Raw genomic sequence first — 18,860 nt, forward strand, 5'->3', positions numbered from 1 at the left:
CATTTGCTTGACCGGTCTCTATGCCTACCCTGCGCTCCTTTTTCGCCACCGCCCTGCTGGGCCTGAGTCTCTCCATCTGCACGCTGCAAGCCGCTGATCTTCCCACCAGCGCTTCGGTGCAGGCCAGCCTGGACAAGATCGCCGACCGCAAACTGCCGGAAGCCGACCAGAAAGCCCTGCAGGCCGTCTTGCAGAGCACGCTGACCCAGCTCAACAACAAGGCCGACTACGAACAGAAGCTGCAGGCGCTCAAGCAGCAACTGGCCACTGCGCCCAAGCAGAACATCGAGAACCAGCGCGAACTGGCGCGGCTCAAGGGCACCACGGTGGTGCCGGTGGCGCAGCGCTACGCCAACCTGCCGATTCCCCAGCTCGAGCAAATGCTCACGGATCGCTCCACCCAGCAGGGTGATCTGCAAAAAGCCCTGGCCGATGCCAATAGCCTGGTCATCACCGCCCAGACCCGTCCCGAACGGGCCCAGGCGGAAATTTCCAGCAGCCAGACCCGCATCCAGCAGATCAATGCCATCCTCAAGGCCGGCCGCGACGCCGGCAAGACCCTGAGCGGCGAGCAACGCGACCAGCTCAACGCCGAGTTGGCGGCGCTCAATGCACTGATCCCACTGCGCCGCCAGGAACTGGCCGGCAACAGCCAACTGCAGGACCTGGGCAACGGCCAGCACGATCTGCTGATGGAAAAAATCGCCCGCATGGAGCAGGAAATCCAGGACCTGCAGAACCTGATCAACCAGAAGCGCCTGGCCCAATCCCAGGAGACGGTGACCCAGCAATCCATCGAAGCCCAGAAGGCCGGTGGCAGCAGCTTGCTGGCGACCGAAAGCGCGGCCAACCTGAAGCTCTCCGACTACCTGCTCAAAAGCACCGACCGCCTCAACGAGGTCACCCAGCAGAACCTGCAGACCAAGCAACTGCTGGACAGCGTGACCCAGACCGACGCGGCCCTGGACGAGCAGATCAGCGTGCTCAAGGGCAGCCTGCTGCTCTCCAAGATTCTCTACAAGCAGCGCCAGACCTTGCCGCGCCTCAAGCTCGACCAGAACCTGGCCGACCAGATCGCCGACATCCGCCTGTACCAGTTCGAAGTCAGCCAGCAACGTGAGCTACTGAACAACCCCAGCGCCTACGTCGACAGCCTGCTGGCCTCCCAGCCTTCGGAACAAGTCACCCCGCAACTGCGCAAGGCCTTGCTGGAACTGGCCCTGACCCGTGTCGACCTGCTGGAACGGTTGAACCGTGAGTTGAGCGCAGTGCTCAACGAATCGATCACCTTGCAGCTCAACCAGAAACAACTGCTCAGCACCGCCCAGAACCTGCGGGCGACCCTCGAAGAGCAGATGTTCTGGATTCCCAGCAATAAACCGCTGGATTTCGAATGGATGCGTGCCGTACCGACGCGCCTGGAAAAACAGATCGACTCGTTGCCCTGGGCCTCCAGCCTGAGCGAGCTGGCCGATGGCCTGACCCAGCGACCGCTGCTGTTCCTGCCCCTGGCGCTGCTGATCGGTGCGCTGTTGTGGCGACGCAAGCATCTCTATGCTCGTCTGAACAAGGTTCACCAAGACGTTGGCCACTTCAAGCGCGACAGCCAGTGGCACACACCCCAGGCGATCCTGATCAATATCCTGCTGGCCATGCCGGTGGCCCTGGCGCTGACCCTCTGCGGCTATGCCTTGCAGATCGACGCCCGCGGTCAGAACGCCAACCTCGGCGCGGCGTTGCTGCAGATCGGCCAGGCCTGGCTGGTGTTCTACACCGCCTATCGAGTGTTGTCGCCGGGCGGCGTGGCCGAGTTGCATTTCCGCTGGGAGAAACCCCAGGTCGAATTCCTCCAAGGCTGGATCCGCCGGCTCGGGCTGGTGGTGCTGGCGTTGGTGGCCGTGGTGGCCGTGGCCGAGTTGCAACCCGCGACCCTGGCCGATGACGTACTCGGCATGCCGGTGGTGCTGACCTGCTACGCGCTGATGGCGTGGTTGCTCAGCCGCCTGTTGCTCAGCAGCCCGACGCACAGGAACACTTCGCTGTTCCGCAAGGCCGTCGGGGTGCTGTTCACCGCGCTGCCAATCGCGCTGTTCGTGGCGGTGTGCTTTGGCTACTACTACACCGCGCTGAAACTCAGCGACCGCTTGATCAATACCCTGTACCTGCTGATGTTCTGGCTGGTGATCGAGGCGACCTTCGTCCGCGGCCTGTCGGTGGCGGCACGGCGCCTGGCCTACCAGCGCGCCCTGGCCAAGCGCCAGGCGGCCAAGGAAGCCGGCGATGGCGAAGCGGTGGTCGAGGAGCCGACGCTGGACATCGAGAAGGTCAACGAACAGTCCCTGCGCCTGATCCGCCTGGCCCTGCTGGGTGGTTTCATCGCCGCGCTGTATTGGGTCTGGTCGGACCTGATCAGCGTGTTCTCGTACCTGGACAACATCACCCTCTACGAATACACCAGCGGCACCGGCGCCAACATGAGCATGGTGCCCATCAGCATCGGCGACATGCTCGGGGCGCTGATCATCATCGGCATCACCTTCGCCCTGGCGCGAAACCTGCCAGGCCTGCTGGAAGTGTTCGTGCTGTCGAAGCTGAACCTGGCCCAGGGCAGTGCCTATGCCACCACCACGCTGCTGTCCTATGTGATCGCCGGCGTCGGTTTCGTCACCACCCTGTCCACCCTGGGCGTGAGCTGGGACAAACTGCAATGGCTGGTGGCCGCGCTGTCGGTGGGCCTGGGCTTCGGCATGCAGGAGATCTTCGCCAACTTCATCTCCGGGATCATGATCCTGTTCGAGCGCCCGGTGCGCATCGGCGACACCATCACTATCGGCAATCTGTCGGGCACGGTGAGCAAGATCCGCATTCGCGCGACCACCATCACCGACTTCGACCGCAAGGACATCATTGTCCCGAACAAGACGTTCATCACCGGGCAACTGATCAACTGGTCGCTGACCGACACCGTCACCCGGGTAACCCTTAAACTGGGCGTGGACTATGGCTCGGACCTGGACCGGGTGCGTGAGTTGCTGCTCAAAGCGGCCCGCGAGAACCCACGGGTGCTGAAGGAACCGGAACCGATCGTGTACTTCCTGAACTTCGGTGAAAGCACCCTGGACCACGAGTTGCGCATGCACGTACGCGACCTCGGTGACCGTAACCCGGTGCTGGACGAAATCAACCGCTTCATCAATCGGGAATTCAAGAAGGAGCACATCAACATCTCCTTCCGGCAGATGGAAATCTATCTGAAGAACATGCAAGGCCAGGAATACAAATTGGTGCCTGCCGAGCCCGACAAAAAGACCATCACGCCCGTGCCGTCGGCTGTCGCCAGCATCAAGCCGGTGCCTGAGCCGCCGCAAGGCACACTCGACTGATCGCGGGTTGCCTGCGGGCGTCCCGCCGGAGACGGCCATGAAAACGCTGGAAACCCTGACCTTCGATAACCGCTTCGCCCGCCTGGGCGACGGTTTCTCGACCCACGTGCTGCCCGAGCCCATCGACAACCCAAGGCTGGTGGTCGCCAGCCCGGCGGCCATGGCGTTGCTGGACCTGGACCCGGCGCAAGCCCAGGCACCACTATTCGCCGAGATCTTTGGCGGCCACAAGCTCTGGGCCGAAACCGAGCCACGGGCGATGGTGTATTCCGGGCATCAGTTCGGTCACTACAACCCACAACTGGGCGACGGTCGAGGATTGCTGCTGGGCGAGGTGTACAACGAGGCTGGCGAGCACTGGGACCTGCACCTCAAGGGTGCCGGCCAGACGCCGTTCTCACGGATGGGCGACGGGCGCGCGGTGCTGCGCTCCTCGATCCGCGAATTCCTCGCCTCCGAAGCCCTGCACGCCCTCGGCATTCCCACCACCCGGGCCTTGTGCGTGATCGGCTCGGACACCCCGGTGTGGCGGGAAAAGCAGGAGCGCGCCGCCATGGTGCTGCGCCTGGCCCCCAGCCATGTGCGCTTCGGGCATTTCGAATACTTCTACTACACCAAGAAACCCGAACTGCAGGCGGCCCTGGCCGAGCACGTGTTGAACCTGCATTTTGCCGAGTGCCGCGAGCAGCCGGAGCCGTACCTGGCGATGTTCCGCGAAATCGTCGAGCGCAACGCCGAGCTGATTGCCAAATGGCAGGCCTACGGTTTCTGCCATGGCGTGATGAACACCGACAACATGTCGATCCTGGGCATCACCTTCGACTTCGGACCGTTCGCCTTCCTCGACGACTTCGATGCCAACTTCATCTGCAACCACTCCGATGATCAGGGGCGCTATTCCTTCAGCAACCAGGTGCCCATCGGCCAATGGAACCTCAGCGCCCTGGCCCAGGCCCTGACACCCTTCATCAGCGTCGATGCCCTGCGCGAGACCCTCGGGCTGTACTTGCCGCTGTACCAGGCCCATTACCTGGACCTGATGCGCCGCCGCCTCGGCCTGACCCGCGCCGAAGAAGACGACCAGAAACTGGTGGAGCGCTTGCTGCAATTGATGCAGAACAGCGGCGTCGACTACAGCCTGTTCTTCCGCCGACTGGGCGACCAGGCGCCCGAGCAAGCCGTGACCACCCTGCGCGATGACTTCGTCGACCTCAAGGGCTTCGACGCCTGGGGCGAATTGTATGTTGCCCGCGTCAATCGCGAAGGCCCCGTCGATCAAGACCAACGCCGCGCGCGCATGCACGCCGTCAACCCGCTGTACGTGCTGCGCAACTACCTGGCACAGAAAGCCATCGACGCCGCCGAATCAGGCGACTACGAAGAAGTCCGCCGTCTGCACACCGTGCTGAGCAAGCCGTTCGAAGAGCAACCGGGCATGGACAGCTACGCGCAACGTCCGCCGGAGTGGGGCAAGCACCTGGAAATCAGCTGCTCGTCGTAACGCGGCGCCACGGCTGAAATCACCTTCCCGCCCAACACATAACTGTTCGGGGGCATGGTTAACCCTGTGGCGAGGGGATTTATCCCCGCTGGGCTGCGCAGCAGCCCCAAGACAGACAACGCGGTGCAACAGATGAACCGCGTCAGCCGGGTTACGACTGCTGCGCAGCCGAGCGGGGATAAATCCCCTCGCCACAAGCGCCTTGCAAGCACCATGTTTATTTCGATGTAGGACCATTCAGGAGCAGGCTACGCCGCCTTGCGCCGTTGCCTACAACTACGCCAGAATCCGCCGGCTTGTGTGCCTTGGAGTCGGGCTTTATCGTTTCCCCGTCGCTGAAAATCAGCGATCGGGTTTAGCGATCCGACTCAACACAGACGCAACAATGCCCAGTCTCGATTGCAGTCTTTTACATCTGCAACTCGCTTAATGGTGGCTGTGCGTGGGAGACCTTCTGGTCTACCCGGGGTTTCTGTGACCCGGATCGCTAACCTGCGTACAGCCGCCACCTTTACTTGTTTAGCGATAGGTCGTGGTGGCTCAACCAATCACGGAGATTCGCCATGTTCAAAGCAACCCCCAACCCACCCGATCCCGACCCAACCAATACACACTCAAAAGCATTCGACAAAGCCGCCGACCGCATCCTCGACCACTACCTCAAGCCCAAACCCAACAAGCCCGAGGCCGATCCAGGCCAACTGTTCACCGTCGTCAATGGCGCCGACACCGAATCCCTGCTGGCCAACCTCAGCGAAACCCTGGCTTCGGCCAATGCCATGGTCAGCGACCTGGCATTCGACCTGAAAGGCTCCAGGCGGCACGTAGCCATGGGCATTCAGCAGTTGATCGAACTGAGCGGCTTACTGGCGAACCGCGCACTGGACAATGTCGAACCACGCCAGTCGACATAGCGCATCCCCGGCGGCATAGAGCTTACTCCCGCTTGGCCGTAGCAGCTATGTAGGAGCTGTCGAGTGCAACGAGGCTGCGATCTTTCCCAGACACTGGAGTCTCAAGCGAAAGATCAAAAGATCGCAGCCTTCGGCAGCTCCTACAAAACCAAGCGGGAGCAAGCTCCCTCGCCACGATGAGCGTGTCTATCCATCAAATGAAAGTTTCCACCGATACACCGAAGCGCTCGGCCAACCAGCGGATCTGCCTCAAATTGAGCTGACGCTTACCACTCAATACCTCCGATACCACCGACTGGGTACCAACGCCCGGCAAGTCGCTCTGGCTCATGCCATGTTCACGCATCAGGTAACGCAGCGCCTCGACACCGCTCGCCTTGGGCATTGGCCGGTGCTGCTGGTCCCATGCCTCGATCCATTCGCCGATAATATCCACCAGGCTCATGAGAGGATGGGTTTCGTCTTCGCCCACCAACGCCAACAGCTCATCAAGAGCACTCGCCAATCGGTCGTAATCCTCTTCGCTCCTGGGCTTACGCAGCAGGGGCGACACAAACTCCCAATGGGCGGCGACTTGTTCGATCAGTGCACTCATCCCTTTTCCTCCTTCCACTTGCCTCTGTCGTATTCCCGATGGTCAAGCACGCATTTGATATACAGACGCTGTGCTCGGTATCGAATCACCGCAATCAGCCGCAACTTGTTTCCACCGATGTCAAACACATGCAGCGGACCGACCTTATCGGTTGCCGGAAATATGGATTTCATCGCCGCGAAATCAGCCGGGCTATTGCGCTTGATCAGCCGATACCTTTGATCCAACGCATTCGCTGAATGTGGCCATTTCTCCTTGGCCTCCCAAATGCGTTTCTCAGTGATCACATGCATGCAACGTCCTTATCGCATTTTGCTATGGGGAAGTTAAACACAAATCTGGCGCATCGCAAATTGCGATAGCGCCAGTTAGACAAATGGTTAGCTCTTGCTGGTTTCCAGACTAGTCCCAAAAGATTTAGGTCTCGGTAAGAAATGTGAGCAGATATGAGTCCTGCTCACCCCACCTTATCGTTCCCCTGCTCAGGCGTCTCGATCCCCGGCTCTGCCTCTTCAACCCCCTTCTCCTTGGGTTTGGCCGCTGGTTTTTCCTCGGGATAGCCGGGCATGCCGCAGGCGTCTTCGGGGGTCAGCTCGTCCCGGTCGTGGCGGCGGTCGATGGCGTAGGCCGGGGCGGCGTTGGGATCTTCGTCGCGGCCGGCGGTGCCGAGGACGAAGCCGTCGTCATTGGGGTTGTCCACGGCCTGTGGGGTGTCTGGGTCTTGAGGATTGCTCATGGGACCTCCGGGTTGCGAACAAGTACGTTGTGATTTTTTTGAGGGCCTGTTGGGCGTTGAGTGCAACGCACCTGATGAATGGCAGCCTGGGTGGCTAATGCCGGTCAGTTAAGGATCAAACGACACAAAACCTGTGGGAGCGAAGCTTGCTCGCGATGGCGGCAGCCCCGTCAATGGCGTAGTCGACTGCTCACCCCAATCGCGAGCAAGCTTTGCTCCCACGGGCTTGAGGCTTAACTGACTCGCATAAACCAACGGGCCCGGCCCTATGCCATGTCGCTGTGACTGAATTCCTCGGCCAGAAAATCGATCAGCGTACGCACCGACGGCAGCAACCCGCGTCGTGAGGCGAAGATTGCATGGACGATCCCGCACTTGGGCGTCCAGCCCGGCACCAGTTCCACCAGCCGGCCAGCCGCGATGTCTTCACGTACCACCACGGTGGGCAAATGGGCGACGCCGATACCGGCCAGCACGGCGTGCCGCAGGGCCAGCAGGTCGTCGGTGACCATGCGCGGTTCATGGCGGATCAATGCGCGGCTGCCGTCCGGGCCGAACAATTCCCACTGGTATTCCCGCTGCGCCCCACCCCAATGCACGCTCGGCAGGCCGTTGAGGTCCGCCGGCGAAGCGGGTGAAGACAAGCGCTCAAGGTAAGCCGGGCTGCCCACCAGGCATTGGGTGCTGTTGCTCAGCACCTTCATGACCATGTCGGTGTTTTCCAGCGGCGGAAAGCGCACCCGCAAGGCGATGTCGAACCCTTCATGGATCAGATCGACCCGGCGGTTGGTGCTCTCGATGAACAACTCCACCCGGGGATACTTGAGCATGTAGCGGGTCAGCATCGGCCCGACCCAACTATTGAGCAGCGCCGTCGGGCAACTGATACGCACCAGCCCCTGGGGCTCGGAACGGTTGCGCTCGATCACTTCCGCCGCGCTCTCGGCCTCGACCCGCATCGCCAGGCAGCGCTGGTAGTAGGCCTGGCCGATCTCCGTCAGCGTGCAGTGGCGGCTGGTGCGATGGAGCAAGCGCACCCCAAGCCGATCTTCCAACTGGGCGATACGTCGGCTGAGCTTCGACTTGGGCATGTCCAGCGCCCGGCCGGCAGCGGCGAAGCCACGGTGTTCCACGACTTGGGTGAAGTAGTACAGCGTATTGAGGTCTTCGATGATCGTTCTCCAAATAGAACGCTAAGGCGAATTTTTGCAGTCTAGCGCATCAAAGGTGCCAGTTTTAATCTACACCCATCGAAACGCAACACGGATTGACGCCGGAGCGCTTCGACCGGATGAGTCACTGATCAATCGCTACACCGACATTAAAAACCTTGACCACGCCGAAACCTTCGGCAAACAAAACTTAATGAGGGCTACGCCATGACCACTTCCTACAACCGTCTCGACAAAGATAACGCCGCCGTTCTGCTGGTCGATCACCAAGCCGGCCTGCTGTCCCTGGTCCGCGACATCGACCCGGACCGCTTCAAGAACAACGTGCTGGCCCTGGCCGACCTGGCGAAGTACTTCCAACTGCCGACCATCCTCACCACCAGCTTCGAAACCGGCCCCAACGGCCCGTTGATGCCAGAACTCAAGACGCTGTTCCCGGACGCGCCGTACATCGCTCGCCCTGGCCAGATCAACGCCTGGGACAACGACGATTTCGTCAAGGCGATCAAGGCCACCGGCAAGAAGCAACTGATCATCGCCGGCGTGGTCACCGAAGTCTGCGTAGCCTTCCCGGCCCTGTCGGCCCTGGCCGAAGGTTTCGACGTGTTCGTGGTCACCGATGCCTCCGGCACGTTCAACGAACTGACCCGTCAATCGGCCTGGGACCGCATGTCGTCCTCCGGTGCGCAACTGATGACCTGGTTCGGCCTGGCCTGTGAACTGCACCGCGACTGGCGCAACGACGTGGAAGGTCTGGCGACCTTGTTCTCCAACCACATCCCGGACTACCGCAACCTGATGACCAGCTACAACACGTTGACCAACGCCAAGTAACAGCCTCACCGATGTACCCTGTGGGAGCGAGCTTGCTCGCGATAGCGGTCTGACAGTCGATGCAGTATTGACTGATAAACCGCCATCGCGAGCAAGCTCGCTCCCACAGGGTTTTGTGGTGGTTTATGTATAGTGTTCAATCTGTGCCAATGATTTTTCCGGGAGACCGACCTGATGCTGATCCCCTGCCCCCATTGCAACGGGCTCAACCGCATACCCGCCGAGCGCCTGGGCGACCAGCCCAAGTGCGGGCGCTGCAAGGCCCAGGTGTTATTGAGCAAACCGTTCGAACTCAAGCAAGGCGACTACGCCAGCCAGATCAAGGGCGACCTGCCGTTGTTGGTGGACGTCTGGGCCGATTGGTGCGGACCGTGCAAATCCTTCGCCCTGGTGTTCGAACAGGCCGCCGCGCAACTGACGGGCAAATGCCGCTTGGCCAAGCTCGACAGCGAGGCCAACCAGCAACTGTCGGCACAGTTGGGGATCCGCTCGATTCCCAGTCTGATTCTGTTCAAGGAAGGCCGGGAAGTGGCGCGTCAGAGCGGAGCATTGCCGTTGCCGCAATTGATGAGCTGGTTGCGCAGCCAGGGGATTTGATGCTCAGCGGCCTTTGTTGGCCGCACGCAGAAAATCCCCCCAACGCCGCACCAGGTAGTTGTGCTCGTCCATCACCGAGTTCCACACGGCGATATGGCCCATGCGTTGCTCATACGAACCGCCGTCGCGCATTTCGCCGATGTCGATCAGCGGTTCACCATCGCTGCCTGGCAACACTTCCCGGGCCGGTTTGCCGGCGTACCAATAGTCCCATTCGGCATCGCTCAAATGATCACGGCTGCGGGGCGGGTTGCTGATGTAATACCCCTGGCGCGCCATGACCGCGCCGGGCCATCCCGAGAGCCACCAATTAAGGAACGCATAGGCGGCATCCAGCACCGCTCCCCGGGCATGGCGTGACACCGACAACCCACCGAACCAGGCGCGATAACCTTCACGGGGCACGGCAAGGCGGTACTTGATCCCGGCCCGATGCAGGCGCATGAGGGTTGGCGACCAAAGGCTCTCGATGTCGATGGTCGGGCTGAGCATCAGTTGCGCCGCCTGTTCGTCATCCGACCAGAACGCCGCGAAATGACCTTCGCGCTGCTTGCGCACCAACACGTCGGCCAGGCTGTCGATCTCTTCGATGCTGAGATTGCCGATGTCCTTGAACGACGCCAAACCCATGCCCTGTATCGCCAGCGCCGCGTCGATGGCGCCAATCGCCGCGTCGCTTTGCAGCGCGGTACGCCCGCTCCAGGCCGGATCGAGCAGCCAGCCCCAACTCTCGTTGTCACGGGAAAACCCCGTCGGCAAGCGTTCCGGGCGATAGGCAAAGCTGTCGGCGTTGTGGGTCAACGGCAACATGCTGATGTAGTCGCTGACGGTGCTGCCCAGGCTGCCGTCGTGTTGCACGTACAAGCGCTCATTGGGCACGCTGCCGCTGACCGGGCGATCCGTGGCGGACAACCGGCCGCGCTTGGGCAGGTCGTTGATCTCGTGCCACAGCGCGATGCGCCGGGTATCGATGGGCTGGATCGCTCTCGCCGGCCAGACGAAATCAACGTTGTGAAACCACTGGTCGTACAGGTCATAGCTGTCCGGTTGCATCACCGCGATGCGCTGGGCCTGCTCGACACTGTGGACCTGATAGACCAGGCGAATGCCCAGGTCCTGTTCGGCGCGAACCCGCAGGGATTCGAGCAAGGTGACGGAGGTGCCAAGCACCCGCAACGTGATGGGTGAGCCGCTAGGCATCAGGCACTCACCTCAGCCGCCGGGGCGAAGCAACGGGCGAAGACATCGAACGAATGCCGCAACCGCTCCGGGTCCAGGCCCCTGACGATAAATACCAAGCGCGATTGGCGCTCGGCACAGGGCCAGTGGGGCAAGTGTACCGGCGCGTGCAGGCAATGCTGCACACCATGGATGACGACTGGGGCCTGGAGGCTGTTCACGTTGAGCAATCCCTTGACGCGAAGAATGCGTTCGCCGTGGCATCTTAGCAGCATCGACAACCAGACCCCGAAGCCGATCCAGTCCAGCGGCTGATCGAAGGTCAGGCAGCACACCTGGGCATCGCCGTGCGGCGTGGCCTGGCCGTGCGGACGATGCAGTTGCCAACGGGCCACCTCGACTTCAGGCGTGGCGCCACGCAGGCCTTCGCCCAACAATAATTGATCGCCACTGAGCACGTCGTGGGTGTCGAGCAGCGGCACCCCCGGGTTCAACGCTTGCAGCCGCTGACGCAACGCGCTGACAGCCGGCGCAGTGGCCTGATCGGTCTTGCTCAGCAGCAGGCGGTCCGCGGCGGCCACCTGGGCCAGCCACTCGGGATGGATGCGCGCCTGCAACTCGGCGTGACAGGCGTCGACCAGCGTCACCACCAAGCCGACATGGAAGCGTCCGCGCAATTGCACGTCGTTGTTGAGTGTCGCCAGGATCGGTGCCGGATCGGCCAGCCCGGTCGTCTCCAGGATCACCCGTCGAAAGGCCGGGATCTCGCCCCGGTCACGCCGCGCCAGCAGATCGAGCAATGCCTCTTTCAACTCGCCGCGGATGGAACAGCAGACGCATCCACTGGGCAACAGCACCGTGTCCGGCGCCACCTCCTGGACCAACAAGTGATCAATGCCGATATCGCCGAACTCATTGATCAGCAGCGCGGTGTCACCGAGGCTTTCGTCTTGCAGCAGACGGTTGAGCAAGGTGGTCTTGCCACTGCCGAGAAACCCGGTCACGACGTTCAGGGCGATGCTCATGAGGCCGACTCCAAAGACTGGAGCAGGGCCGGATCGAGAGGATCCGCCGCGCGGCCCGCCATCGACTCGGCCAGGCTCCACAGCTGGTCGAGCCCACTGGCCAGTTCCTGCCGCCCGGTAGCGCCCAGCAGCAGATACGCCGTGCCCTGGAAGTCTTCGACCTTGAGCCGTAACGGCGCCAGCACCCGGTTAATCGCTGAAATCCGCCGTAATCGCTCGCGACGACGGGGCAGCCCGTCACCCAGCGGATCGCTCCAATGCACGTCTTCGCCCAATAGACCGCACAAGCCACACATGCTTCAGCACTCCTTCATGGCATGACGTCGCCGGCATTCGGTCCCAGGGTTTGCCCCACGAACAGGTTGCCTCCCGGCTCACTGGCCAGCAGCACGGCGGTGGGCGCCACTTCCGTGGCCAGGCCGAAGCGTCGCAAAGGCAGTTCGGCGGACTTGGCCTGTTTCCAGCTTTCACTGATGCCGGCCACCAGCGGTGTTTCGATCGGCCCGGGGGCGATGGCATTGACCAACACGTTGTCGGCAGCCACTTCCAGGGCCAGCGACTTGGTAAAGCCGATCACCCCGGCCTTGGCCGCCGCGTAGTGGCTGAGCTCGGCCCCGCCTTTGATGCCCAATTGCGAGGCGACGTTGATGATCCGCCCCCATCGCTGCGCCAGCATGTGGGGCAAGGCTCGCTGGCTGGCGATGAACACGCTGGTCAAGTCGACCCGGAGCATGTCGTTCCACATGTCGATGCTCAGCTCGGTACAACGCGCCTGGGTCAGCATGCCGGCGTTGTTGACCAGGATATCGATACCGCCGAACCGCTCGACGCACGCATCGACCCCAGCCTGGGCCCCTTCGACCGTGCCGACATCGGCCACGCACTCGTACACCTCGACCGTCAGCGCGCGACAGTCGTTTGCGGTGGCGGACAAGCGCTCGGCATCGCGATCGGCCAGCACCAGGCGCGCGCCTTGCGCGGCATAAGCCCGCGCGATGGCGGCACCGATGCCGCTGCCGGCGCCGGTGATCACGGCGCGGCGGTTGAACAGTTGTCGCATGGGACAATCCTCCAGATCCAGGGCAAACAGGGATGGCCGTCACTGAAAACAAAACCCGTGACGCCCGGCTTCAATCCGGCCAACGCACCGTGAGGCCGCCGTCGATGATGATGCTCTGGCCCGTCAGGTAGCTGGACTCATCGCCGGTCAGGAACCGCACCAGCGACGCCACCTCATCGGCGCGGCCGACTCGCCCCAGCGGAATCGCCCGGGCCGCCTTGGCCAGGCCTTCGGGGCCGAGGGAGTTTTTGCTGTCCAAGGACTGCGGCGTCTCGATCAGGCCCGGGATCACCGCATTGCAGCGAATGCCCTGCCCAGCCAGCTCCACCGCCAGCGAACGGCATAGCCCTGGCACACCGGCCTTGGCCGCGGCGTAATGAGAATGGTCCTGCCAGCCATACACGCCGCCGGCGATCGAAGAAATCGCCACCAACGCACCGCCCTCGGTCATGTAGCGAACGCTGGCGCGGAAGGTGCGCATCACCCCGGTCAGATCGACATCGAGCATGGCGTTCCAGGCCTCGTCGCTCATTTCCAACAGCGGCGCACGGCGCAGCAGGCCGGCGTTGGCCACCGCGTAATCAAGGCGCCCGAAAGTGCTGAATGCCTGCTCGGCCAGGTTATCCACCGAACGACTGTCGGTGACGTCCAGTGGCAGCATCAGGCATTCGCCACCCAACGCCTCGATCTGCTGGCGGGTGTCTTGCGGGTCGTGGGGGTCCGCCGGCAAGTAGCCCGCGGCCACGGCCACACCGTGACGGGCATACGCCACGGCCAGCGCCTGGCCGATGCCGCTGGCGGCACCGGTAATCAATGCAACTCTACGGGTCATGAGGGGCCTCCTTATTTCACGGTTTCCGGACGGACGTGGCGCGCCGCGAACATCAGCGCACCGGAGAGGAAACAAGGCAGCGCGCCGAAGTACAGCGCCGAGGTCTGCCAGTTGCCACCTGCCGCCAGCACCTGGGTGGCACCGAACCCGGCCACCACCGCGCCGATCGGCCCCATGGCATGGATAATCGCGCCGCCCGTGGCGCGGATGCTGGTGGGGAAACTCTCGCCGATGAAGAACAGCGCCGCCGAATAGGGACCGATCAGGAAGAACAGACCCAGGCTGTAGAGACCGACCACCATCGGCAGGTTGCTCGGCCCGTAGAGCATGCCGGCAAACGACAGCCCGCCCAGCATCCAGCCCAACGCGATGACATTGCGCCGGCCGATCTTGTCGCCCATCCAGCCATGGCTCAGGTAACCGCAGTAGCCCACCAGGTTGGAGAGCACCAGGATGATCAACGAGTTTTCGAAGGAGATATGGTGCACGCTGACGATCACCGTGGTGCCGAGCACGCTGAACACCTGGATCGCCGCCCAATTGAGCAGGATCGCCGCGCCGATCACCAGTGTCGCGCGCCGCGACGTGCCGCGAAAGGCCGACGCGAGGCCGGCCTTGCTGTGTTCCTCATAGTCGACGCCGTAGGTGGATGCCACTGCCTGGGCATCGGCGACCGCGCCGCTTTTGCGCAACTGGCCGATACGCTGGTGAATCTGGAACTGTGGGCTTTCCTTGAGCTTGCGCGCCATGATCGCAATGACGATGGCCGGGATCGCCGCAAAGATAAAACAGCCCTGCCAGCCGACGGTCGGCAGCAACACGGCGGTCAATCCGGCGGCGGTCAGCGCGCCCACCGGCCAGCCACCCTGCACCAGGCTGTAGATGAAGCCACGTCGCTTGGCCAGCCTCGGGTCATCGGAGGCGGCATAAAGCTCGCTCAGGTAGGTGGCATTGACGGTCTCCTCGGCGTAACCCAACCCACCCAGAGAACGGATCAGGATCAACGGCGATTTGCCCCAGGCACCGCCGATGGCCGTCAGCGCCGAACAGATCGCCGCGCCGCTGACGGTGAAGATGATCCCCATGCGCCGGCCCAAGCGGTCCACCAGCGGGCCGATGGCCAACGCCACCACCGCCGTGCCGACCGCCACCCAGGTGGCGATTTCGGCCTGCTCGACTTCGCTCCAATTGAAGTGCCGGCCGATTTCCGGCAACAACGTGCCGAACAGAATGAAGTCGTAGACCGCAAATACCCAGGCAAAAAAAGCGATCCAGGTGGCGAAGCGTACCTGGGCCGAGGTCAATTGCTCGGGTTTCCAACCAGTCAGGTCGAGTTTGTTGTAGATGGACATGAGAACACGCCTCGAATAAATGCCGGATCAGCGGCTGCGGGGGTTGCGGCGAATGAAGTCGTCGGCAATTTCATCGAACGTGACGAAGCGCACGCCGGCATGGCCCTGGATGTGTTCGATCAGGCGCTCCAGCATCAGCAGCACCTGCGGGCGCCCGGAGACGTCGGGGTGGATCGTCATGGTGAACACGGCATGCTCGTGTTCGCGATAGACCCAGTCGAACTGGTCGCGCCACATCTCTTCGAGGTGCCGCGGGTTGACGAAACCGTGGCTGTTGGGCGACTTCTTGATGAACATCATCGGTGGCAGGTCGTCGAGGTACCAATTCGCTGGGATTTCCACCAGATCGGTTTCCTGGCCACGCACCAGCGGTTTCATCCAGGTGTCCGGGTGCTGGCTGTAGTCGATCTTGGTCCAGCTGTCGCCGACGCGAACGTAGTAGGGATGGAAGTCGTTGTGCATCAGGCTGTGGTCGTACTTGATGCCTTTCTTGAGCAGCAGCTCGTTGGTCACTTTGCTGAATTCCCACCAGGGCGCGACATAGCCGGTAGGCCGCTTGCCGGTCACTTGGGTAATCAACTCGATGGATTTATCGAGCACCGCCTCTTCCTGCTGTGGGGTCATCGCGATGGGGTTTTCGTGGCTATAGCCGTGCACGCCGATCTCGTGGCCCGCATCCGCCACGGCTTTCATCTGCTCGGGAAAGGTCTCCAGGGAGTGCCCGGGGATAAACCAGGTGGTGCGCAAACCGTAGCGCTCGAACAACTTGAGCAGCCGCGGCGAGCCGACTTCACCGGCAAACAGGCCGCGGGAAATATCGTCGGGTGAGTCTTCACCGCCGTAGGAGCCGAGCCAGCCCGCCACGGCGTCGACATCGACCCCAAATGCACAAAGAATATCTTTAGCCATGATCGGCCTCCGGTTGTGGTGGTGGTTCAAACATCAATCAGGGATTGGCCAGCGTCGCCTCGACCGAGCGCGCGACTCGCAGGAGCCGGGCATCCTCGCCTTGAGGCACGCTGAGCAGCAGGCCGGTGGGCAGCCCCTGGCTGTCACGGCCGCTGGGCAGGTTGACGCCGGGCATGTCGAGCAAACTGCCGGGCATCGTCAGGCTCAGGGTCGCGAGATTGGTACGGACAAACAGTTCGTCGTCAGTCTCCAAAGGCGCCAGCGGCGGGGCGACATGGGCCACGGTCGGCGTAATCAGCACCGCGCCGTCGAGTTCCTCGACGAGTTGGCGTTGCAAGGTCGATCGCGCGTCGTAAAGCTTGAGCACCTGGCTGGCGGTCATGGGCCGCGCTGCTTCGAGACGCCGGCGTACCCGCGGGTCGAGACGTTCGGCATCGGCGCTGTCGAGCAAGGCCTCATGCAAGGCGAACGCCTCGGCGGCCCCCAGCCAGCCGTGGTCGCGGATCAGCGCGAGGCTGGCCTGGAAAGCCGGCAATGGCCGCATCTCCACCAGCGCCCCAGCGATGCGCAGCGCCTGGACACCGGCCAGCACATTGGCCCGCACCGCGGCCTCGACACGGGCATCCTCCAACACCGCTTGCTCGACCCAGAAACGCTGCCCGGCCAGGCTGCGCACCGGTGGCGCTTGCCGTGGGTCGCGACCCTGAAGCAATTCGTCGATCATCCAGGCGTCACGCACACTGCGAGTCAGCGGGCCGATGCTGTCGATGCTGTGGGCCAGAGGAAATACCCCATCGCGACTGTAACGACGGGAGCTGGCGCGAAACCCCACCAAAGCGTTGAAAGCCGCCGGGATACGGATCGAACCGGCGGTATCGGTGCCCATGGCGATCGGCACGATGCCCGCCGCGACCGCCACCGCCGAGCCGCTGGAGGAGCCGCCGGGGATCCGCGGTTGTGCATCGCTGAACGGGTTGACCGGCGTGCCGAAGTGCGGGTTGAGGCCGAGCCCTGAATAGGCGAACTCGCTGAGGTTGGTCTTGCCCAGGCAGACCATGCCGGCCCGGCTGAGCAGGCTGACACTGGCCGCGTCCAGCAACGCGGGCGGTGCGTTCCGGCGCACCGCCGCTGCCGCGGTGGTGACACTGCCGGCCACATCGAACAGGTCCTTCCAGGCCATCGGCACACCGTCGAAGCCGCTCAACGGTTGCCCGGCACGCCAGCGCGCCGCCGAGGCCTGCGCTTCACGCCGGGCCCGGGCCTCGGTCAACGACACGAACACGTGTTCGGCGCGAGCGGCTTGCTCCAGCGCTTGTTCCAGCACCTGGACCGGATCGGTGCGCCCTGACGCGAAGGCTTCGGCGAGTGCAATGGCATCCAGCGAGGAAAATGGGCTCATGGGCTGCGGCATCCAAAAACGTATCTATTATTAAAATATACATTTTGTATGGAGCAGATTCCGTGCCAGCTACGCTTATACAATCCATAGCTGCCGAACGCCAAAACGCCCAGAGGGGCTGGAACCATCGGCTTAGAGCTGCCTGGATGACTTGGATGAGCGGGACCCTGGCCAACATCCAGATGGCAGGCTTATCTAATGTATATTTTTATAAAAGATACATTTAGGTGCATAAAAGTAACGTTTTGATGGAGCGAGCCCCACGAAAGGGCGCACCAATGTGACCCTCAGTGACACAGGACACTGTGAGAGAATCCCTCCATCGCCGTCATGCCCAGAGGAATCGATGAAAGCAGCGCCAGCCCAAGACCCGCGTACCGCGTCTCGCTACGCAATGATTCATCAGGTATTGCGCGATGCAATCACCGAGGGCACCGCACTGCAGGGCTTGGTATTACTGGAAGCACCGCTGGCGGAGCTGTTCGGCACCAGTCGTGTGCCGGTGCGCAAGGCGCTGGATCTGTTGCACGAGGAGCGGTTGATCAGCCGTTTTGACGGGCGTGGGTACTTGATCAATCCCCTGGGCTTGGACATCGAGCCGCTGCGCCTGCCCTTGAGCCATGTTCACCTTGGCCTGGCGCGTGGCGAAGAACGGGTGGACACGCGACCACTGGGCGAGCGGATCCACGAAGAAATCGGCAGCGCGCTGCTGACCTGTATTACCTTCGGCCACTACCGCCTCGATGAACAAGCCGCCGCCGAGCACTACGGCGTGAGCCGGGCCGTGGTGCGAGAAGCCTTGATGCGCCTGAGGGACCGGGGCTTGCTGGAAAAAGAGCCCTACTCACAGTGGCTGGCCGGCCCGCTCACGGCCCGGGAAGTCACCGAAGATTATGAGTTGCGCGCCTGCCTGGAGCCCGAGGCGCTACGTCAAAGTGCGCCAGGGCTGAGCCGCGAACAACTGCAAGCCATGCTGGAACGGGTAACCCAGGCGCAACAGGCTGAGCATTGCCCGGAAGAGACGATCCAGCGCATCGAGGAAGACCTGCACCAGCACTGCCTCAGCGGCCTGCAGAATCGCAAAATGGCAGCGCTGATTCGCCAGGCCCAAAGCCCGATGATCATCAGCCGGATTTTTTCCCGGCTGCTGGGAATCGGCGCGGACCCCGCCATGCTGGCCGAGCACCGCCTGATCCTGGAACTGTTGCTGCACGGTGCCTTCGACGCCGCCGCGCTGAACCTCAAGGAGCATTTGCAACGCGCCCGGCAACGGATGTTGCAACGCCTCAAGGTGCTATCGGTCGTGCCGGAGCAGGACTTGCCACCCTACCTGAGCAAAATCAGCTGATCGCCCACGGACAGCGACCAGCCC

General features: G+C 62.5%; 18 protein-coding genes. 6 read left to right on the forward strand and 12 right to left on the reverse strand.

Going from position 1 to position 18,860, the window contains the following annotated elements:
- The first annotated feature begins 20 nt into the window (after positions 1-20).
- From mscK to BLQ55_RS07005, 3 genes are all read left to right on the forward strand, one after another.
- Positions 21-3,383, forward strand: a complete 3,363-nt coding sequence (mscK, locus tag BLQ55_RS06995) for a mechanosensitive channel MscK (RefSeq protein WP_092253084.1) — start codon at positions 21-23, stop codon at positions 3,381-3,383.
- Positions 3,384-3,420: 37 nt separating this feature from the next.
- Positions 3,421-4,884: a protein adenylyltransferase SelO gene (gene selO, locus BLQ55_RS07000; RefSeq protein WP_092203451.1), complete on the forward strand. Its 1,464-nt coding sequence runs from the start codon at positions 3,421-3,423 to the stop codon at positions 4,882-4,884.
- Positions 4,885-5,447: 563 nt separating this feature from the next.
- Complete coding sequence (locus BLQ55_RS07005; RefSeq protein WP_092253086.1) at positions 5,448-5,798, forward strand: DUF6124 family protein; 351 nt, start codon at positions 5,448-5,450, stop codon at positions 5,796-5,798.
- A gap of 193 nt (positions 5,799-5,991) precedes the next feature.
- Here BLQ55_RS07005 and BLQ55_RS07010 read toward each other — a convergent pair whose 3' ends face one another.
- The 4 genes from BLQ55_RS07010 to BLQ55_RS07025 all read right to left on the reverse strand — a co-directional run bounded on the left by BLQ55_RS07010 (position 5,992) and on the right by BLQ55_RS07025 (position 8,301).
- Positions 5,992-6,393: a helix-turn-helix domain-containing protein gene (locus tag BLQ55_RS07010; protein WP_092253088.1), complete on the reverse strand. Its 402-nt coding sequence runs from the start codon at positions 6,391-6,393 to the stop codon at positions 5,992-5,994.
- A complete protein-coding gene (locus BLQ55_RS07015; RefSeq protein WP_092253090.1) occupies positions 6,390-6,686 on the reverse strand; it encodes a type II toxin-antitoxin system HigB family toxin in 297 nt (98 codons plus the stop codon). The genes BLQ55_RS07010 and BLQ55_RS07015 overlap by 4 nt, the downstream gene beginning before the upstream one ends.
- Before the next feature lie 164 nt (positions 6,687-6,850).
- On the reverse strand, positions 6,851-7,129 hold the full coding sequence (locus tag BLQ55_RS07020; protein ID WP_092253092.1) for a hypothetical protein: 279 nt from the start codon (positions 7,127-7,129) through the stop codon (positions 6,851-6,853).
- 266 nt (positions 7,130-7,395) lie between these two features.
- Positions 7,396-8,301, reverse strand: coding sequence for a LysR family transcriptional regulator (locus tag BLQ55_RS07025; protein ID WP_218130103.1), 906 nt, complete (start codon positions 8,299-8,301; stop codon positions 7,396-7,398).
- Positions 8,302-8,508: 207 nt separating this feature from the next.
- On the opposite strand from BLQ55_RS07025, the gene ycaC reads away from it, so the two are divergent.
- On the forward strand, positions 8,509-9,135 hold the full coding sequence (gene ycaC / locus BLQ55_RS07030) for an isochorismate family cysteine hydrolase YcaC (RefSeq protein ID WP_092253094.1): 627 nt from the start codon (positions 8,509-8,511) through the stop codon (positions 9,133-9,135).
- 174 nt (positions 9,136-9,309) lie between these two features.
- Complete coding sequence (gene trxC / locus BLQ55_RS07035) at positions 9,310-9,732, forward strand: thioredoxin TrxC (protein ID WP_092253096.1); 423 nt, start codon at positions 9,310-9,312, stop codon at positions 9,730-9,732.
- Positions 9,733-9,735: 3 nt separating this feature from the next.
- Here the strand turns inward: trxC and BLQ55_RS07040 are convergent, their stop codons facing one another.
- From BLQ55_RS07040 to BLQ55_RS07075, 8 genes are all read right to left on the reverse strand, one after another.
- Positions 9,736-10,932: an ABC transporter substrate-binding protein gene (locus BLQ55_RS07040; protein ID WP_092253098.1), complete on the reverse strand. Its 1,197-nt coding sequence runs from the start codon at positions 10,930-10,932 to the stop codon at positions 9,736-9,738.
- Positions 10,932-11,936 carry a CobW family GTP-binding protein gene (locus BLQ55_RS07045; protein WP_092253099.1) on the reverse strand — a complete coding sequence of 335 codons (1,005 nt, stop codon included), beginning with the start codon at positions 11,934-11,936 and terminating at the stop codon, positions 10,932-10,934. The genes BLQ55_RS07040 and BLQ55_RS07045 overlap by 1 nt, the downstream gene beginning before the upstream one ends.
- A complete protein-coding gene (locus tag BLQ55_RS07050; protein WP_092203441.1) occupies positions 11,933-12,232 on the reverse strand; it encodes a hypothetical protein in 300 nt (99 codons plus the stop codon). The genes BLQ55_RS07045 and BLQ55_RS07050 overlap by 4 nt, the downstream gene beginning before the upstream one ends.
- Before the next feature lie 14 nt (positions 12,233-12,246).
- Complete coding sequence (locus BLQ55_RS07055) at positions 12,247-12,996, reverse strand: SDR family NAD(P)-dependent oxidoreductase (protein WP_092253100.1); 750 nt, start codon at positions 12,994-12,996, stop codon at positions 12,247-12,249.
- 70 nt (positions 12,997-13,066) lie between these two features.
- On the reverse strand, positions 13,067-13,828 hold the full coding sequence (locus tag BLQ55_RS07060; RefSeq protein ID WP_092203436.1) for an SDR family NAD(P)-dependent oxidoreductase: 762 nt from the start codon (positions 13,826-13,828) through the stop codon (positions 13,067-13,069).
- An 11-nt stretch (positions 13,829-13,839) separates the two neighbouring features.
- Positions 13,840-15,180: an MFS transporter gene (locus tag BLQ55_RS07065; RefSeq protein ID WP_092203434.1), complete on the reverse strand. Its 1,341-nt coding sequence runs from the start codon at positions 15,178-15,180 to the stop codon at positions 13,840-13,842.
- 27 nt (positions 15,181-15,207) lie between these two features.
- The gene (locus BLQ55_RS07070; RefSeq protein WP_060739506.1) at positions 15,208-16,089 is read right to left on the reverse strand and encodes a polysaccharide deacetylase family protein; all 882 of its coding nucleotides are present in this window, start codon (positions 16,087-16,089) and stop codon (positions 15,208-15,210) included.
- 37 nt (positions 16,090-16,126) lie between these two features.
- A complete protein-coding gene (locus tag BLQ55_RS07075) occupies positions 16,127-17,488 on the reverse strand; it encodes an amidase (RefSeq protein ID WP_092253346.1) in 1,362 nt (453 codons plus the stop codon).
- 346 nt (positions 17,489-17,834) lie between these two features.
- Here BLQ55_RS07075 and BLQ55_RS07080 point away from each other — a divergent pair, with 346 nt between their 5' ends.
- Complete coding sequence (locus BLQ55_RS07080; RefSeq protein ID WP_060739507.1) at positions 17,835-18,836, forward strand: GntR family transcriptional regulator; 1,002 nt, start codon at positions 17,835-17,837, stop codon at positions 18,834-18,836.
- Positions 18,837-18,860 lie beyond the last annotated feature (24 nt).

Source organism: Pseudomonas sp. NFACC13-1, assembly GCF_900104425.1.
Classification (GTDB): Bacteria; Pseudomonadota; Gammaproteobacteria; order Pseudomonadales; family Pseudomonadaceae; genus Aquipseudomonas; species Aquipseudomonas fluorescens_AA.

What these genes read in the sequence shown, in the direction of transcription:
- BLQ55_RS07075 (WP_092253346.1), bottom strand. Translation starts at nt 17,488, where the DNA reads ATGAGCCCATTTTCCTCGCTGGATGCCATTGCACTCGCCGAAGCCTTC.
- BLQ55_RS07015 (WP_092253090.1), bottom strand. Translation starts at nt 6,686, where the DNA reads ATGCATGTGATCACTGAGAAACGCATTTGGGAGGCCAAGGAGAAATGG.
- trxC (WP_092253096.1), top strand. Translation starts at nt 9,310, where the DNA reads ATGCTGATCCCCTGCCCCCATTGCAACGGGCTCAACCGCATACCCGCC.
- BLQ55_RS07020 (WP_092253092.1), bottom strand. Translation starts at nt 7,129, where the DNA reads ATGAGCAATCCTCAAGACCCAGACACCCCACAGGCCGTGGACAACCCC.
- BLQ55_RS07080 (WP_060739507.1), top strand. Translation starts at nt 17,835, where the DNA reads ATGAAAGCAGCGCCAGCCCAAGACCCGCGTACCGCGTCTCGCTACGCA.
- BLQ55_RS07060 (WP_092203436.1), bottom strand. Translation starts at nt 13,828, where the DNA reads ATGACCCGTAGAGTTGCATTGATTACCGGTGCCGCCAGCGGCATCGGC.
- BLQ55_RS07045 (WP_092253099.1), bottom strand. Translation starts at nt 11,936, where the DNA reads ATGAGCATCGCCCTGAACGTCGTGACCGGGTTTCTCGGCAGTGGCAAG.
- ycaC (WP_092253094.1), top strand. Translation starts at nt 8,509, where the DNA reads ATGACCACTTCCTACAACCGTCTCGACAAAGATAACGCCGCCGTTCTG.
- selO (WP_092203451.1), top strand. Translation starts at nt 3,421, where the DNA reads ATGAAAACGCTGGAAACCCTGACCTTCGATAACCGCTTCGCCCGCCTG.
- BLQ55_RS07040 (WP_092253098.1), bottom strand. Translation starts at nt 10,932, where the DNA reads ATGCCTAGCGGCTCACCCATCACGTTGCGGGTGCTTGGCACCTCCGTC.
- BLQ55_RS07010 (WP_092253088.1), bottom strand. Translation starts at nt 6,393, where the DNA reads ATGAGTGCACTGATCGAACAAGTCGCCGCCCATTGGGAGTTTGTGTCG.
- mscK (WP_092253084.1), top strand. Translation starts at nt 21, where the DNA reads ATGCCTACCCTGCGCTCCTTTTTCGCCACCGCCCTGCTGGGCCTGAGT.
- BLQ55_RS07065 (WP_092203434.1), bottom strand. Translation starts at nt 15,180, where the DNA reads ATGTCCATCTACAACAAACTCGACCTGACTGGTTGGAAACCCGAGCAA.
- BLQ55_RS07055 (WP_092253100.1), bottom strand. Translation starts at nt 12,996, where the DNA reads ATGCGACAACTGTTCAACCGCCGCGCCGTGATCACCGGCGCCGGCAGC.
- BLQ55_RS07070 (WP_060739506.1), bottom strand. Translation starts at nt 16,089, where the DNA reads ATGGCTAAAGATATTCTTTGTGCATTTGGGGTCGATGTCGACGCCGTG.
- BLQ55_RS07005 (WP_092253086.1), top strand. Translation starts at nt 5,448, where the DNA reads ATGTTCAAAGCAACCCCCAACCCACCCGATCCCGACCCAACCAATACA.
- BLQ55_RS07050 (WP_092203441.1), bottom strand. Translation starts at nt 12,232, where the DNA reads ATGTGTGGCTTGTGCGGTCTATTGGGCGAAGACGTGCATTGGAGCGAT.